Here is a 14,230-nt window from a genome sequence, read left to right as displayed (position 1 = left end):
CGAGGGGGTTCGGCGGGGCGCACAGGGAGATGCTAGGGCTCGGAGGGGCGTCCGGTGGGTCGAGCCCGGCACAGGCGGGGCCCGTCCCGCGGATCGTGCTGCGAGACGGGCCCTGCCGGTGGGACTACTTGATCGACTCGATCGCGGTGGCGACGGTCGAGGCGAGCTCGGAGCTCAGGGGAGCGGAGCCGGCCTGAGCGGCGGCGGCCTCCTGGCCCTCCTCGCTCGCGACGTAGGAGGCGAAGGACTTGACGACCTCGCCCTTGTCGGCGTCCGCGTACTCCTGGCACACGATGAGGTAGCTGACCAGGACCATCGGCCAGGCGTCCGCCTCGGTGCCGGTGCGGTCGATCTTGATCGCGAGGTCGTTGTCCTCGCGGCCGTCGGCGATGGGCGAGGCGGCGACGACCGCCGCGGCTCCGTCGGCCGAGATGGTCGAGAACGCGTCGCCGACCTTCAGCTGGGCCATGTCCATGCCTTGGGCGCCGGACTCGTCGGCGTAGCCGATCGTGTTGGTGCCGTTCTTGACCGCGTCGACGACACCCGAGGTGCCCTTGGCGCCGTCACCGCTCTGGTACGGGAAGGTCTGCGCGGCGGGAGCGTCCCAGACGTCGCTCGCGGTGGCCGCGAGGTAGTCGGTGAAGTTCTGCGTGGTGCCCGAGTCGTCCGAGCGGTGCACGGAGGTGATGTTCGCCGACGGGAGGGTCGCGTCGGGGTTCAGGGCCTTGATCTCCGGGGCGTCCCAGGAGGTGATGGTGCCCTTGAAGATGCCAGCGATGGTGGCCGCGTCGAGCTTGAGCTCGTCGACGCCCTCCACGTTGAAGATGACCGCGATCGGCGAGATGTAGACCGGGAGGTCGATCGCCTTGGTGTCGGGGGCGCAGGCGGCGAAGGTGCCCGCGAGCTCCTCGTCCTTGAGCGCGGAGTCGGAGCCGGCGTAGTCGGCGGCGCCGTCGATGAAGTTGGTGCGGCCGGCGCCGGAGCCCTGCGGGTCGTAGTTGACCGTGACCTCGGGGTTCGCGGTCTGGAACGCGGCGGCCCAGGTGGTCTGCGCGGTGCCCTGAGCGGACGAGCCGATCCCGGTGATGGTGCCGGAGAGCGTGGAGGTGGTGGCGGAGCCGGAGCTGCCGCCTGCGGCCGGTGCCTCGTTGGCAGCGCAGGAGGTCAGCGTGATCGCTGCGACGGCGGCGACGACGGCCGCCTGGCCGAGACGCGAGAATCTCACAAGTATCCCTTTCGGGTAGGAAAGCGTGGAAAACAGAACAGGGCCTGGTGCAGCCCGCGAGCGAGAGTACGGAGGGGTCGTGTCCTGGCACCGACCGCTCGGTGAACGCGCGGTGAACGGGTCCGCCTCGGGGATTGCGGAGCGACGGGGCGGCGGGGAAGGCGCGGTGCGTCGGGCGCGTCCCGGCGGCGCGACCGGCCCGGTCCGGAGGGACCCGTCGAGCCGGCCGCGCAGCGCCCGGGCGGGTCAGGCCAGCGGCGTGTGCGTCTCGATCGCGACGATGCCGGAGCCGGGGTGACCGGTGGAGAGGTGCACCACGGCGAAGCCGCCGGTCGGGAGCGCTGCCGCCTCGTCGAGGTAGGCGCCGAGAGGGGTCGCCGTGGCGAGGGCGATCTCGCGCAGGATCTCGGGGATCACCGGTCGGTGGCTGCAGAGGACGGCGGTGCGGCGGGCGCGGACCCGCTTGCCGACCAGGGCGCGGACGTCGGCGGTGCCCTGCTCGTGCGCCTCCTGGCTGAGGTCGTCGCGCAGCTTGACCGGCTTCCTGACCAGACCGGACAGCGGGGCGATGGTCGACCGGCAGCGCTTGGCGGTGCTCGAGACGAGGCGGCGCGGGCGCCAGGCGGCCACGGCCTGAGCGGCGGCAGCGGCCTCGACCCGGCCGCGCCCGGTGAGGCGGCGGGTGGAGTCGCGGCCGTCCCAGGAGGAGGCGGGCACCGCCTTCGCGTGCCGCAGGACCACGATCGCGAAGGTCTCGAGCGCACCGCGTGCGGCGATCCGGGCGAACTCGTCGACGATCGTCACGTCGTGCGGATAGGTCAGGTAGCTCCGGGCCCGCTTGAGCGTCACCCACTCGAGCGCCTCGACCTCGTCGTTCGGGAGGAAGTCGGACGCCAGGACGGCCTTCTCGGTCACCTGCGCCGCCCAGTAGTAGACGGCCTTCGGGCGCCCACTCGGCAGCGTGTACTCGGTGCACCCCAGCGGCACCCCGAGCGCCACCGAGAGCCCGGTCTCCTCGCGGATCTCGCGCACCGCGGTCTCCGGGAGGGACTCGCCCGCGTCGACCTTGCCCTTGGGCAGGCTGACGTCCCGGCGGTGCGGCCGGTGGATCACGAGGATGTGCGGGCGGCCCTCGATGATTCGCCAGCACACCGCTCCTGCTGCGTAGACGGTGCCCGTCACGGGCGTCAGCGGCTGGAGGCCCGGTTGGCGGACCGTGTCGCCGCGCGCTTGCGATGGGTGATGTGCTGCATCAGCTGGTTCTGCAGGTCGGCGAGCGGAGCGCCCTCCTCATCGAGGTGGTGCCGCGTCCAGTCGCCGTCCGGGCCGAGCCACCAGGAGGCGGTCCGCTCGTCCATCGCCCGCTCGAACATGTCGTCGATCTCGCTGAGGTGCGCCGGCTCGACGATCCGCACCAGAGCCTCGACGCGGCGGTCGAGGTTGCGGTGCATCATGTCGGCGCTGCCGATGAAGACGTCCGGCTCGCCGCCGTTGACGAAGCTGAAGATGCGGGAGTGCTCGAGGTAGCGGCCGAGGATCGAGCGCACGCGGATGGTCTCGGAGAGCCCCTCCTGGCCGGGCTTCAGCCCGCAGATGCCGCGCACCCACACGTCGACCGGCACGCCGGCCTGGCTGGCGCGGTAGAGCGCGTCGATCACGGACTCGTCGACGATCGAGTTGACCTTGATCCGGATGCCCGAGGGGCGCCCCGCGCGGGCGTTCTCGGTCTCGGCGGCGATCCGCTTGAGCAGGCCCTTCCGCAGGTGGCGCGGCGCGACGAGCAGGCGCTTGAACTTCTTCTCGATCGCGTAGCCCGAGAGCTCGTTGAACAGACGCGTGAGGTCCTTGCCGACCTCGGGGTCGGCCGTCAGGAGTCCGAGGTCCTCGTAGATGCGCGAGGTCTTCGGGTTGTAGTTGCCGGTGCCGATGTGGGAGTAGTGGCGGAGCACTCCGCCCTTCTCCTGGCGGATGACGAGCGCGAGCTTGCAGTGGGTCTTCAGCCCGACGAGCCCGTAGACCACGTGCACGCCCGCCTTCTCGAGCTTGCGCGCCCACGAGATGTTCGCCTGCTCGTCGAAGCGCGCCTTGATCTCGACCAGGGCGAGCACCTGCTTCCCCGACTCGGCCGCGTCGATGAGCGCCTCGACGATGGGGGAGTCGCCGGAGGTGCGGTAGAGCGTCTGCTTGATCGCGAGCACGTCCGGATCGGCCGCCGCCTGCTCGAGGAACGACTGCACGCTCGTCGCGAAGGACTCGTAGGGGTGGTGCAGGAGCACGTCGCCGCGGGAGACCGCCTTGAAGACGTCCTGCCGCTGGTTGGGCTCGCTGGGCGAGAGCTGCACTGCCGTCGTCGGGACGTGGTTGGGGTACTTCAGGTCCGGGCGGTCGATCTTCTGCAGGCTGAAGAGCCCGCTGAGGTCGAGCGGGGCCGGGAGCTTGTAGACCTCCTGCGTCGTGATGTCGAGCTCGCGGACCAGCAGGCCCAGCGTCTCGTCGTCCATGTCGTCGGTGACCTCGAGGCGGATGGGCGGGCCGAACCGGCGGCGCAGCAGCTCCTTCTCGAGGGCCTTGATCAGGTTCTCGGTCTCGTCCTCGTCGACCTCGACGTCCTCGTTGCGCGTCACCCGGAACACGTGGTGGTCGAGGATCTCCATGCCGGGGAACAGGTCGTCCAGCTGGTTGGCGATCAGGTCCTCGAGCGAGATGAACCGCATCGGCTCGCCCGGCGCCGCGACGCCGGCGATCCGCACGAAGCGGGGGAGCATCTGCGGCACCTTGAGGCGCGCGAACTCGACCTTCTGCGTCTTCGGGTTCCGCACCCGCACCGAGAGGTTGAGCGAGAGGCCGGAGATGTAGGGGAACGGGTGCGCCGGGTCGACCGCGAGCGGCATCAGCACCGGGAACACCTGGGCCGAGAAGTAGTCGTCCAGCACGGTGCGCTCGGCGTCGCTCAGCTCGTCCCAGCGGACGAGGTCGATGCCGCCGTCGCGCAGGGCGGGCTCGACGAGCTCCTTGAACGCTCGGGAGTGGCGCTGCTGCAGCAGGTGCGCCTTCTCCGAGATGTCGGTCAGCACGTCGACCGGCACGCGCCCGATGTTCGTCGGCAGGGCGAGCCCCGTGAGGATGCGGCGCTTGAGGCCGGCGACCCGGACCATGAAGAACTCGTCGAGGTTGGACGAGAAGATCGCGAGGAAGTTCGCCCGCTCGAGCGCCGGAACCAGCGGATCCTCCGCGAGCTCGAGCACGCGCTGGTTGAACGCGAGCCAGCTCAGCTCCCGGTCGAGGTAGCGGTTGTCGGGGAGGAGCGGGTCCGAGTGCTCCTCCTCGTCGTCGAAGTCGTCGTCGAGGTCATCGCTGAGACCGTCTTCGAGAAGCAGGTTGTCGCCGTCCATGCGACCATCCTGGCACCGCGTCCGTCCGCTCCGCGCCGCCGCTCGTGAATGCCGGATGAACGGGGCCGGGGGAGGCCCTGTGGAGGAGTGCCGGCTCAGCGCAGCGGCGCGGCGCGCTGCAGGTACTGCACGTCGACGGAGGCGTCCGTGAACCCGAGCGAGCGGTAGAGCGCCACCGCCGACCGGTTCTCGGCCTCGACGTAGAGGTCGGCCGCGGTGCAGCCGCGCTCGAGCATCCGCGCGAGCCCGGCGTTCAGCAGGGTGCGGCCGAGTCCCCGTCCGGCCGCCTCGGGGGCGACCCCGAGGACGTAGATCTCGCCGGTCGTCGATCCGGGCTCGATCTTGAGCCAGTCGTAGCCGAGGAGCGTGCCGTCGGCGTCGCGGAGCAGGAGGAAGTCGCCCTCGTCGAACCACGGCTCGGCGCGGCGGGCCGCCAGGTCCTCCTCCGTCATCCGCCCCTGCTCGGGGTGCGCGGCGAAGACCCGCGCGTTCAGGGCGATCCACTCGGCCGGAGCGAGGTCGCGGGCGTCCGAGAGGACGACGCCCTCGGGGACGCGGACCTCGGGGGCGGCGAGCGGCTCGAGCTCGAGGTGCAGGAGGGTGCGCACCGGGGCGAAGCCGTGGGAGGCCGCGAGGGCCCGGGCGGCGGGGTGGTCGCCGTGCGCCCAGGCGAGCAGGCCCGTCCGGCCGCTCGCGAGGACCTGCTCGAGGGTCGCGGTGCCGAAGCCGACCCCGCGCCACTCCGGATCGACGACGAACTCCAGCTCGCCCTGCCCGAGGATCGCCGCCGCCACGACCACGTCGGCGCGCAGCCCCACGAGGAGGGTGCGCGAGCCGGCCCGGGCGTCGACGAGAGTCTGGTCGCTGAAGGGGGGCTGATGGTCGAACCAGGCGGCGCGCCCGATCAGGTGCTCGAGGCCGGCCGCCACCGCGGGATCGGCCAGGTCCTCAACGGACAGGTTGAGCGACTCGCTCATTGTCCTCTTCGTACACGTTGAAGCGGTATCCGACGTTGCGGACCGTGCCGATCAGCGACTCCAGGTCGCCGAGCTTCGCGCGGAGGCGCCGCACGTGCACGTCGACCGTGCGGGTGCCGCCGAAGTAGTCGTAGCCCCAGACCTCGCTCAGCAGCTGCTCGCGGGTGAAGACGCGCGAGGGGTGCGTGGCGAAGAAGCGGAGGAGCTCGAACTCCTTGAAGGTGAGGTCGAGCGGGCGCCCGTGCACCTTGGCGGAGTAACTTGCCTCGTCGATCACGACGCCCGAGGCCTGGATGCGCGAGGTCGACTGCTCCTGCGCCAGCCGGCCGATCACCAGGCGGATGCGGGCGTCGACCTCGGCGGGGCCGGCCGAGTCGAGAATGACGTCGTTGACGCCCCAGTCGGCCGAGACGGCCGTGAGCCCGCCCTCCGTGAGGATCAGGATGAGGGGGACGTTGATGCCCGTGGTCGTGAGGATCTTGCAGAGCGACTTGGCGCTGGCGAGGTCCTGCCGCGCGTCGACCAGGATCAGATCGCAGCTCGGGGCGTTCACGAGCTGGGCGGGCTCCGCGGGGATCTGCCGGGTCCGGTGGCTGAGGAGCCCCAGTGCGGGGAGCACCTCGGCGCCTCCCGCCGAGGTCAGTATCAACAACTGCGCCACGGATCCTCCAGAACTGGTCTGCCCGCAATACTAGCGGCGGGCCGGGAGGGGCGTCCGCCTGGGGCACAATTGTCGGATGGGCAGGGATCGGGTGGGCATCGGAGTCGTCTGGGCGCTCGCACTCGCGGGCTCCGTGCTGACGCTGGCGATCGCCGCTCCGGAGTCCCGGCAGCTCTGGCTCGCGCTGACGTTCGGCGGCTGCGTGCTCGCGACCTTCGCGGTGCAGCTCGCCGTGGCCCGCGCCGAGGGGTACCTCCTCCGCGCGATGACGAGCATCGTCGGAGCGATGGCCGTGGTCGCGGTCGCGAGCGGGATCGCCCTCCTCCTCCCCGCCTGAGCAGTCGCGCCCTCCCGTCCCGAGCGCCCGGATCCGCACCGCCTGAGCGGTCGCGTCCGCCCCGCCCCTGCGTCGGAGGCGGCGGGTAGGATGAGCGCATGCTTCTCGCCCTGGAACTCTTCTACCTCGGTCTGCTCGGGCTCGCCTCCCTCGCCATCGCGTGGGTCTCCGGCGTGGTCGTCTACAAGCTCTACCGCGGCCAGCGCTAGCCGCCGCCGGAGCCCGAGTGATCTCGCTTCCGTCGGGCCTGCCGCCCGAGCTCGTCCCCCTGTCCTGGCTGCTCGGCGTCTGGGAGGGCTCGGGCGTCATCGACTACACGATCGGCGACGACTCCGTCCAGGCCGAGTTCGGCCATCGCATCAGCTTCAGCTACGACGGCCTCCCGTACCTCAACTACAACTCCTACACGTGGCTGATCGAGGAGGGCGCCGAGGAGGCGCCCCGGCCGCTGGTCACCGAGACCGGCTACTGGCGCCTCAGCCGCGCTCTGACCGACTCCGACGCCGGCCCGGGAATGCTGCCCGGCCGCGGCGCACCCGCCTTCCCCGACGCGGAGTCCGTCGAGACGCTGCGCAACGCCGCCGGCGGGTTCGACATCGAGGTCTCGCTCGTGCACCCGGACGGGGTCAGCGAGCTCTACCTCGGCCAGGTCAAGGGGCCGCGGATCGACCTCGCGACCGACGCGGTGATGCGCACCGCCGCGGCGAAGGACTACGCCGCCGCCACGCGCCTCTACGGCCTGGTCGACGACCACCTGCTGTGGGCGTGGGACATCGCCGCGCTCGGCCAGGGCCTGCGGACCCACTCCTCCGGACGGCTCGCCCGTGTCGACTGACGCGCTCTCCCCGCTCCTGGCCGCCCCGGGCGCCGTCGCGACGACGAGCGCCGCCGAGCCCGGCGTCGCCGCCCACTACGGCGAGCCCTTCCGCGAGCAGCGCGCTCTCGCCGCGGGCACCGCGCTCGTCGACCTCTCCGGCCGCGGCGTCGTGACCGTCACGGGGCCGGACCGCCTCACCTGGATCGACTCGCTCACCAGCCAGGCCGTCTCGCGCCTCGCTCCCGGCGCGTCCGCCGAGACGCTCCTGCTCGACCCGACCGGCCGGATCGAGCACGTCATCCGCCTCGTCGACGACGGCGAGACCGCCTGGCTCCTGCTCGACCGCGACGAGACGGCCGGCCTGGCCGCCTGGCTCGACCGGATGCGCTTCATGCTCCGCGTCGAGGTCGCCGACCGCACCGACGACTTCGCGACCCTCGCCGCCCTCGGCGACGGGCCGGCCCTGACGCTCGCCCTGTCCCTGGCCGAGGAGCCCGTCGTCTGGAGCGACCCGTGGTCGCAGGTCCAGCCGGGCGGCTGGCAGTATGCGCTGACCACAGAGCACCCCGGGGCCTCCTGGGAGCTCCGCGAGGTCCTGGTCCCGCGAGCGGCCCTCGAGGCCCTCGCGGAGACGGCCGTCGGGGTGGGAGTGGCCCTCGCGGGAGTCGACGCCCTCGAGGCGCTGCGCATCGCCGCCTGGCGCCCGCGCCACGCGACCGAGGTCGACGAGCGGTCCATCCCGCACGAGCTCGACCTCCTCCGCTCGAGCGTGCACCTCGCCAAGGGCTGCTACCGGGGCCAGGAGACGGTGGCGAAGGTGCACAATCTCGGCCACCCGCCCCGGCGCCTGGTCCTGCTGCAGCTCGACGGCTCCGACTCGGTCCTCCCCGCCCACGGCGACGTCGTCACGGCGCTCAAGGGCGGCGAGCCGGTCGACGTCGGCACGGTCACCTCCAGCGCCTGGCACTACGAGGACGGACCGGTCGCTCTCGCGGTCGTCAAGCGGAGCGTCCCGGTGGATCTCGAGCTGACCGTGCTGGCCGGCGACTCGCGCGTGGCCGCGGCCCAGGAGGTCGTGGTCCCGCCCGGAGCCGGAGCGGAGGCGGGAGTGCCCCGCCTGCCCCGCCTCGGGGCGACGACCAGGTAGGCCACGCCGTGGTGGCCGCACGTCCCGCCGAGCGGGGCCGGGCGGCCGAGCGGCTGCGCGGTCTCGTCCGGACCCCCGAGCTGAGTCCCGCGCGCGCCCTCGCCCGCGCGGGGGCGTCGCTCCCCGCCGTGCTGCAGATCGTGCTCGCGGCGACCCTCGCCTACTCCGTCGCGCACTTCCTCCTCGGGCACCCCGCGCCGGTGCTGGCGCTGACGGCCACGATCTCGAGCCTCGGCATCGCGCGCGACACCCGCCCCAAGCAGGTGGCCGAGACAGCGACGGGGATGCTCATCGGCATCACGGCCAGCGAGGTCCTGCTCCTGCTCTGGGGGAGCGGCGTCTGGCAGCTCGCCGTCGTCCTCGCGATCGTCTTCACGCTCGGCCGGGCCCTCTCGCCCTCGCCGGGGTTCGCGGTGGCCGCCGGGACCCAGGCGATGCTGGTGATGGTCCTCCCTGCGCCGGACGGAGGCGTCTTCACCCGGAGCGTCGACGGCCTGATCGGCGGGCTCGCGGCGCTGCTCTGCACGGCGATCGTGCCCCGCCCGCCGCTGCGCACAGCGCGGGCCGAGGCGCACCGGCTCCTCACCGCGCTCAGCCGGACCGTGGAGGAGCTGGCCGAGGCGCTCCGCCGGGGCGACTCCTCGGCGTCCACCGCAGCCCTCGAGCGGATCCGCGGGACGCAGCCGGTCATCGACGGCTGGACCGCGGCGCTCGACTCCGCGACCGGCGTCGCCCGGATCTCGCCGTTCGTCCGCCGGCACCGCGGCGAGCTCTCCCGCCAGGCCGTGATGCTGTCCGCGCTGGACCTCGCGACCCGCAACCTGCGCATCGTCGCGCGCCGCACCGACTTCCTCGTCCGGGACGGCGCCCCGCGGCCGGAGCTCGCCGGAGCGGTCGCCGCCCTCGGCCCGGGCATGGCGCTGCTCGGCCGCGCGGTCGCCGATCCGTCGGTGCTCGCCCTGGCGCGTCAGGACCTCGTGCTGCTCGCGACCACGCTCGACCCCCAGCGGCTGATCCCGGAGGCGCGCCTCGCGGAGAAGACGGTGCTCGTCCTGCTCCGCCCGCTCGTCGTCGACCTGCTCACGGCGACCGGCGCCGCTCCCGCCGAGGCGCGGGCCGCCCTGCCCCCGCTCGCCTAGGGCTCAGGAGGTCCGGTGCTCAGGTCCGGTGCTCAGGTCCGGTGCTCAGGCCCGGCGCTCAGGAGGAGGGGGCGACCGCCTCCCACGCGACCGTCACCTCGCCCAGGCGCCAGCGCCGCGGCCCGCCGAGGACCGGCCACTCCGGCCGGAGGTCCCGGACCGCCGCGATCCAGCGCTGACCCGGACCGTAGACGGCGAGAGGGGCGTTCAGCGTCCACGCCCGCTCGAGGGCGGAGAGGAAGGCGTGCACGCCCTCGCCGGGCACGTTGCGGTGGATGAGGGCCTTCGGCAGGCGCTCGGCCGCCGTCATCGGCGAGGGGATCGCCGCGAGCCGGAGCGAGAGGGTCAGCGAGCGCGGGCCCTCCCGGCCGACCTCGATCCAGGTGCAGATGCGGCCGATCTCGTCGCAGGTGCCCTCGACCAGGACGCCGTCGGGCTGCAGGCGGTCCGTCATCGTCGCCCAGGCTTCCTCCACCGCGTCCTCGTCGTACTGGCGGAGCACGTTGAAGGCGCGGATGACGCCCGCCCGCCGCCCCGCGGGCAGGGGCACCTCGAAGCCGCCGCGCTCGAAGCGCACGCGCGCGTCCGCGGGGAACGGCGTGCCGCCCTCCCTCACCCGGGCGAGCTGGCGCCGAGCGGTGTCGACCCGTGCGGGCTCGATCTCGAGGCCGAGCACCTCGACGTCGGGCGCGGCCCGGACGAGCCGGCGGTGCAGCTCGAGCGTGGTGACCGCGCTCGCCCCGAAGCCGAGATCGACGACGAGCGGGGAGGCGGTGCTGCGCAGGACGGGCAGCTCGGCGAGCCGGCGGTCGACCCGGCGGAGGCGGTTCGTGCCCGTCGTTCCGCGGGTGACGGCTCCGATGGGCATGCTCTCCAGCGTATCCGCGGGCGAGGGGGCCGCCTCTAAGCTGGACGCATGTCCGAGACCTACACCCTCATCCTCGTGCGCCACGGCAACAGCGAGTGGAACCAGAAGAACCTCTTCACCGGCTGGGTCGACGTGCGCCTGACCGAGCAGGGAGTCGCGGAGGCCACCCGCGCCGGCGAGCTGCTGACCGAGGCGGGCCTGCACCCCGACATCGTCTACACGTCGCGCCAGACGCGTGCGATCCAGACCGCCAACATCGCCCTCGAGGTCGCCGACCGCCTGTGGATCGACGTCAAGCGCTCCTGGCGCCTCAACGAGCGCCACTACGGCGCCCTGCAGGGCAAGGACAAGGCGCAGACCCTCGCCGAGTACGGCCCCGAGCAGTTCCAGACCTGGCGCCGCTCCTTCGACGTGCCGCCGCCCCCGCTCGACGACGACGACCAGTACTCGCAGGCGCACGACGAGCGCTACGCCGACCTCGGCGACGCCCTGCCCCGCACCGAGTCGCTGAAGCTCGTGATCGAGCGGATGCTCCCGTACTGGGAGTCCGACATCAAGCCGGACCTCGCCTCGGGCAAGACCGTCATGATCACCGCGCACGGCAACTCCCTCCGCGCGCTGGTGAAGACCCTCGACGGCATCTCGGACTCGGACATCGCGGAGCTCAACATCCCGACCGGGATCCCGCTCGTCTACGAGCTGAACGAGGACTTCGAGCCCATCGGCGAGGCGCGCTACCTCGACCCCGAGGCCGCGGCCGCCGGTGCCGCCGCCGTCGCCGCCCAGGGCGCCAAGAAGTAGCACCGCCCCGCACGCGCGAACGGCCCGCCCGAGTCCTCGACTCCGGCGGGCCGTTCCCGTAGCCCCGGAGGCGGAGCGCACGGACACGTCCGGCCCGCAGGAGACGCTCGTTCCTGCGGGCCGGACGGTGAGACGGGCCGGAGCCCGAGGTGTCGACTAGGAGTAGTCGCCCGAGATCAGGTACTGGACCTTCTTGGCGATCGACACGGCGTGGTCGGCGAAGCGCTCGTGGTAGCGGCTGGCGAGGGTCGCGTCGACGGTGTCGGCGGCCTGGCCCTTCCACGCCTCGCTGAGCACCTTGTCGAAGACGCTGACGTGCAGCTCGTCGATCTTGTCGTCCTCGTCGCGGATCTCCTCGGCGATGCGCGGGTCCTGCGAGCGGAGCAGGTCGGTCAGCTTGTGTGCGACGACCACGTCGAGGCGGCCCATCTCGACGAACGTCGGACGCAGGCTCTTGGGGACCACCTTGTCGGGGAAGCGATAGCGCGAGAGCTGGGCGATGTGCTCGGCGATGTCGCCCATCCGCTCGAGCGACGCGCTGATGCGCAGCGCCGAGACGACGATCCGCAGGTCGCGGGCGACCGGGTTCTGCCGGGCGAGGATGTCGATCGCGAGCTCGTCGAGGCTGATGGCCAGCTCGTCGATGCGCGCGTCGCTCGCGATGACCTCCTCCGCGAGGGTGACGTCGGAGTGGTTGAACGCCTGGGTCGCCTTCTCGATGGCGATCTCGACGAGTCCGGAGATCTCGACGAGTCGTTCCTGGACCTCGGCCAGCTCCTGCTGGAAAACTTCGCGCATCTGTGTTCGACCCTCTCTACGGCGCGCGCGGACGACGGCGCCGGATCTGCGGCGAGCACCTCGCACGCCGCTGCGACTGCACTCCGTGGGCGCAGGCGCAGTCATGATGACCACGGCAGGTTAACGAACGGTGCCGGGCGTTTGAACAGTACTCGACCCCCGGAGGATCGACGGGAGTCCGGTAGGGGGACGCCCGGTGGATGGTTAGCCTGGGTCCGTGGATTCGGGCTTGATCGTGGTTTTGTCGCTCGTTCTCGGTGTCGCGATCGGGATCCTTCTGACGACCGTGCTCACGCTCGCCGCCCGCCAGGGCCGCATCGCGCAGGACGTGATCTCGGTCGGGCTCCCCGAGGGGATCGAGGCGATCATCGACGCCGTCGGCTCGCCCGCCTTCGTGACCGACCCGTCTCACAACGTGCTGAAGGCGTCCACCCGCGCCGTCGCGCTCGGCCTGGTCTCGCAGGACACGCTGCTCCACCCCGACCTCGCCGCCATCGTCGACCGCGTCCGCCGCTTCGGCGACGACATCGTCCAGGACCTCGAGCTCGCGACCAGCCCGCTCTCCGACGCCGCCGTGACGCTCGTCGTCCACGCGACCCGCCTCGGCTCCCGCTACGTCCTCGTCATCGCCGAGGACCACACCGAGGCGCGCCGGCTCGAGGCCGTCCGCCGGGACTTCGTCGCCAACATCTCCCACGAGCTGAAGACCCCGATCGGCGCCGTCGGCCTGCTCGCCGAGGCCCTCGACTCCGCCGCCGACGACCCCCAGCAGGTGCGCCGCTTCGCGCACCGGCTGACCCAGGAGTCGCACCGCCTCGCGAAGATCACGCGCGAGATCATCGAGCTCTCCCGCCTCCAGGCCGCCGACGTCGCCGGCTCCGCCGAGATCATCCGCGTCGACGACGTCGTCACGGCGGCGCTCGAGACCACCCACGTCATGGCGGAGTCGCACGACGTCACCCTGGTCAAGGGCGGGATGAAGAAGGCCTACGTCGTGGGGCAGGAGAAGATGCTCGTCTCGGCGCTGCACAACCTCCTCGCCAACGCCATCCAGTACTCGCCCGCAGGCTCCCGCGTGGGCATCGGCGTCCGCTCCACCGGCGGAGTCGTCGAGATCGCCGTCACCGACCAGGGCATCGGCATCCCGGAGGAGGACCTCGACCGGGTGTTCGAGCGCTTCTACCGCGTCGACCAGGCCCGCTCCCGCCACACCGGCGGCACCGGCCTCGGCCTCAGCATCGTCAAGCACGCCGTGCAGAACCACGGCGGCGACGTCCGCGTCTGGTCCAAGCCCGGCCGCGGCTCCACCTTCACCATCCGGCTCCCCGAAGCCGACCCCGCCCGGACGCCCTTCGCGGCGACCGCCCCGATAGGAGAACACGCGTGACCAGCATCCTGCTCGTCGAGGACGAGAGCGCCCTCAGCGAGCCCCTCAGCTACCTGCTCGAACGCGAGGGCTACGACGTCACCGTCGCCGAGGACGGCAACCGCGCCGTCGCCGCCTTCGACGAGGGCGACTACGACCTGATCCTCCTCGACCTCATGCTGCCCGGCATGCCCGGCACCGAGGTCTGCCGCGAGATCCGCACCCGCTCCTCCGTCCCGATCATCATGGTCACCGCCAAGGACTCCGAAGTGGACATCGTCGTCGGCCTGGAGCTCGGCGCGGACGACTACGTCACCAAGCCCTACTCCACCCGCGAACTGCTCGCCCGCATCCGCGCCGTCCTCCGACGCCGCACCGAGGAGCCCGGCGAGGAGCGGATCGTCGTCGCGGGCCCCGTCCGCATGGACATCGAACGCCACACGGTCGAAGTCGACGGCGTCGAGACCCCGATGCCCCTCAAGGAGTTCGAGCTCCTCGAGATGCTCCTCCGCAACGCGGGCCGCGTCCTCACCCGCGGCCAGCTCATCGACCGCGTCTGGGGGAGCGACTACTTCGGCGACACGAAGACCCTCGACGTCCACGTCAAGCGCATCCGCTCGAAGATCGAGAAGACGCCGAAGGAGCCGGTGCTCCTGGTTACTGTCCGCGGCCTCGGCTACCGCTTCGACGCTTGATCGCGGG

At 72.2% G+C, this 14,230-nt stretch carries 14 protein-coding genes; 7 read left to right on the top strand and 7 right to left on the bottom strand.

From position 1 onward, the window contains the following. Nucleotides 1–124: 124 nt before the first annotated feature. The 5 genes from pstS to C5C37_RS12250 all read right to left on the bottom strand — a co-directional run bounded on the left by pstS (nt 125) and on the right by C5C37_RS12250 (nt 6,255). Nucleotides 125–1,225, bottom strand: a complete 1,101-nt coding sequence (pstS, locus tag C5C37_RS12270; protein WP_104224704.1) for a phosphate ABC transporter substrate-binding protein PstS — start codon at nt 1,223–1,225, stop codon at nt 125–127. Between the two features lie 246 nt (nt 1,226–1,471). After that, nucleotides 1,472–2,407 (bottom strand): NUDIX domain-containing protein, encoded by a 936-nt coding sequence (locus C5C37_RS12265; RefSeq protein WP_104224703.1) that lies wholly within the window; start codon nt 2,405–2,407, stop codon nt 1,472–1,474. Between the two features lie 5 nt (nt 2,408–2,412). Beyond that, nucleotides 2,413–4,617, bottom strand: coding sequence for an RNA degradosome polyphosphate kinase (locus C5C37_RS12260; protein ID WP_104224702.1), 2,205 nt, complete (start codon nt 4,615–4,617; stop codon nt 2,413–2,415). 95 nt (nt 4,618–4,712) lie between these two features. Continuing rightward, entirely contained in the window at nt 4,713–5,594 is an 882-nt protein-coding gene (mshD, locus tag C5C37_RS12255) for a mycothiol synthase (protein WP_104338992.1), read from the bottom strand. After that, nucleotides 5,566–6,255, bottom strand: a complete 690-nt coding sequence (locus C5C37_RS12250) for a winged helix-turn-helix domain-containing protein (RefSeq protein ID WP_104224700.1) — start codon at nt 6,253–6,255, stop codon at nt 5,566–5,568. Before C5C37_RS12250 ends, mshD begins: the two co-directional genes overlap by 29 nt. A 76-nt stretch (nt 6,256–6,331) precedes the next feature. Here C5C37_RS12250 and C5C37_RS12245 point away from each other — a divergent pair, with 76 nt between their 5' ends. From C5C37_RS12245 to C5C37_RS12230, 4 genes are all read left to right on the top strand, one after another. Further along, complete coding sequence (locus C5C37_RS12245; RefSeq protein ID WP_146076503.1) at nt 6,332–6,592, top strand: hypothetical protein; 261 nt, start codon at nt 6,332–6,334, stop codon at nt 6,590–6,592. Nucleotides 6,593–6,818: 226 nt separating this feature from the next. Then, complete coding sequence (locus C5C37_RS12240) at nt 6,819–7,427, top strand: FABP family protein (RefSeq protein ID WP_104224698.1); 609 nt, start codon at nt 6,819–6,821, stop codon at nt 7,425–7,427. Continuing rightward, nucleotides 7,417–8,556 (top strand): folate-binding protein YgfZ, encoded by a 1,140-nt coding sequence (locus C5C37_RS12235; RefSeq protein WP_104263063.1) that lies wholly within the window; start codon nt 7,417–7,419, stop codon nt 8,554–8,556. Before C5C37_RS12240 ends, C5C37_RS12235 begins: the two co-directional genes overlap by 11 nt. Nucleotides 8,557–8,564: 8 nt before the next feature. After that, nucleotides 8,565–9,695 carry an aromatic acid exporter family protein gene (locus C5C37_RS12230; RefSeq protein WP_104338991.1) on the top strand — a complete coding sequence of 377 codons (1,131 nt, stop codon included), beginning with the start codon at nt 8,565–8,567 and terminating at the stop codon, nt 9,693–9,695. A 58-nt stretch (nt 9,696–9,753) separates the two neighbouring features. On the opposite strand, the gene C5C37_RS12225 is transcribed toward C5C37_RS12230, so the two are convergent. Beyond that, nucleotides 9,754–10,563, bottom strand: a complete 810-nt coding sequence (locus C5C37_RS12225; RefSeq protein ID WP_104338990.1) for a class I SAM-dependent methyltransferase — start codon at nt 10,561–10,563, stop codon at nt 9,754–9,756. A 48-nt stretch (nt 10,564–10,611) separates the two neighbouring features. On the opposite strand from C5C37_RS12225, the gene C5C37_RS12220 reads away from it, so the two are divergent. Continuing rightward, on the top strand, nt 10,612–11,364 hold the full coding sequence (locus tag C5C37_RS12220; protein WP_104224694.1) for a phosphoglyceromutase: 753 nt from the start codon (nt 10,612–10,614) through the stop codon (nt 11,362–11,364). A gap of 156 nt (nt 11,365–11,520) precedes the next feature. Here C5C37_RS12220 and phoU read toward each other — a convergent pair whose 3' ends face one another. Further along, nucleotides 11,521–12,162, bottom strand: coding sequence for a phosphate signaling complex protein PhoU (gene phoU, locus C5C37_RS12215; RefSeq protein ID WP_104224693.1), 642 nt, complete (start codon nt 12,160–12,162; stop codon nt 11,521–11,523). 217 nt (nt 12,163–12,379) lie between these two features. On the opposite strand from phoU, the gene C5C37_RS12210 reads away from it, so the two are divergent. Beyond that, complete coding sequence (locus C5C37_RS12210) at nt 12,380–13,549, top strand: cell wall metabolism sensor histidine kinase WalK (RefSeq protein ID WP_104224692.1); 1,170 nt, start codon at nt 12,380–12,382, stop codon at nt 13,547–13,549. Continuing rightward, nucleotides 13,546–14,223 carry a response regulator transcription factor gene (locus C5C37_RS12205; protein WP_104227263.1) on the top strand — a complete coding sequence of 226 codons (678 nt, stop codon included), beginning with the start codon at nt 13,546–13,548 and terminating at the stop codon, nt 14,221–14,223. The genes C5C37_RS12210 and C5C37_RS12205 overlap by 4 nt, the downstream gene beginning before the upstream one ends. The last annotated feature ends 7 nt before the right edge of the window (nt 14,224–14,230 follow it).

It is taken from the genome of Rathayibacter sp. AY1F9, assembly GCF_002932155.1.
Classification (GTDB): domain Bacteria; phylum Actinomycetota; class Actinomycetes; order Actinomycetales; family Microbacteriaceae; genus Rathayibacter.
The sequence above is the reverse complement of the archived record's forward strand: the minus strand, read 5'-3'. Positions and strand labels throughout refer to the sequence as shown.

Excerpts from the sequence above, each read along its gene's own strand:
- C5C37_RS12260 (WP_104224702.1), bottom strand. The coding sequence starts at position 4,617 with ATGGACGGCGACAACCTGCTTCTCGAAGACGGTCTCAGCGATGACCTC.
- mshD (WP_104338992.1), bottom strand. The coding sequence starts at position 5,594 with ATGAGCGAGTCGCTCAACCTGTCCGTTGAGGACCTGGCCGATCCCGCG.
- C5C37_RS12245 (WP_146076503.1), top strand. The coding sequence starts at position 6,332 with ATGGGCAGGGATCGGGTGGGCATCGGAGTCGTCTGGGCGCTCGCACTC.
- C5C37_RS12225 (WP_104338990.1), bottom strand. The coding sequence starts at position 10,563 with ATGCCCATCGGAGCCGTCACCCGCGGAACGACGGGCACGAACCGCCTC.
- C5C37_RS12220 (WP_104224694.1), top strand. The coding sequence starts at position 10,612 with ATGTCCGAGACCTACACCCTCATCCTCGTGCGCCACGGCAACAGCGAG.
- phoU (WP_104224693.1), bottom strand. The coding sequence starts at position 12,162 with ATGCGCGAAGTTTTCCAGCAGGAGCTGGCCGAGGTCCAGGAACGACTC.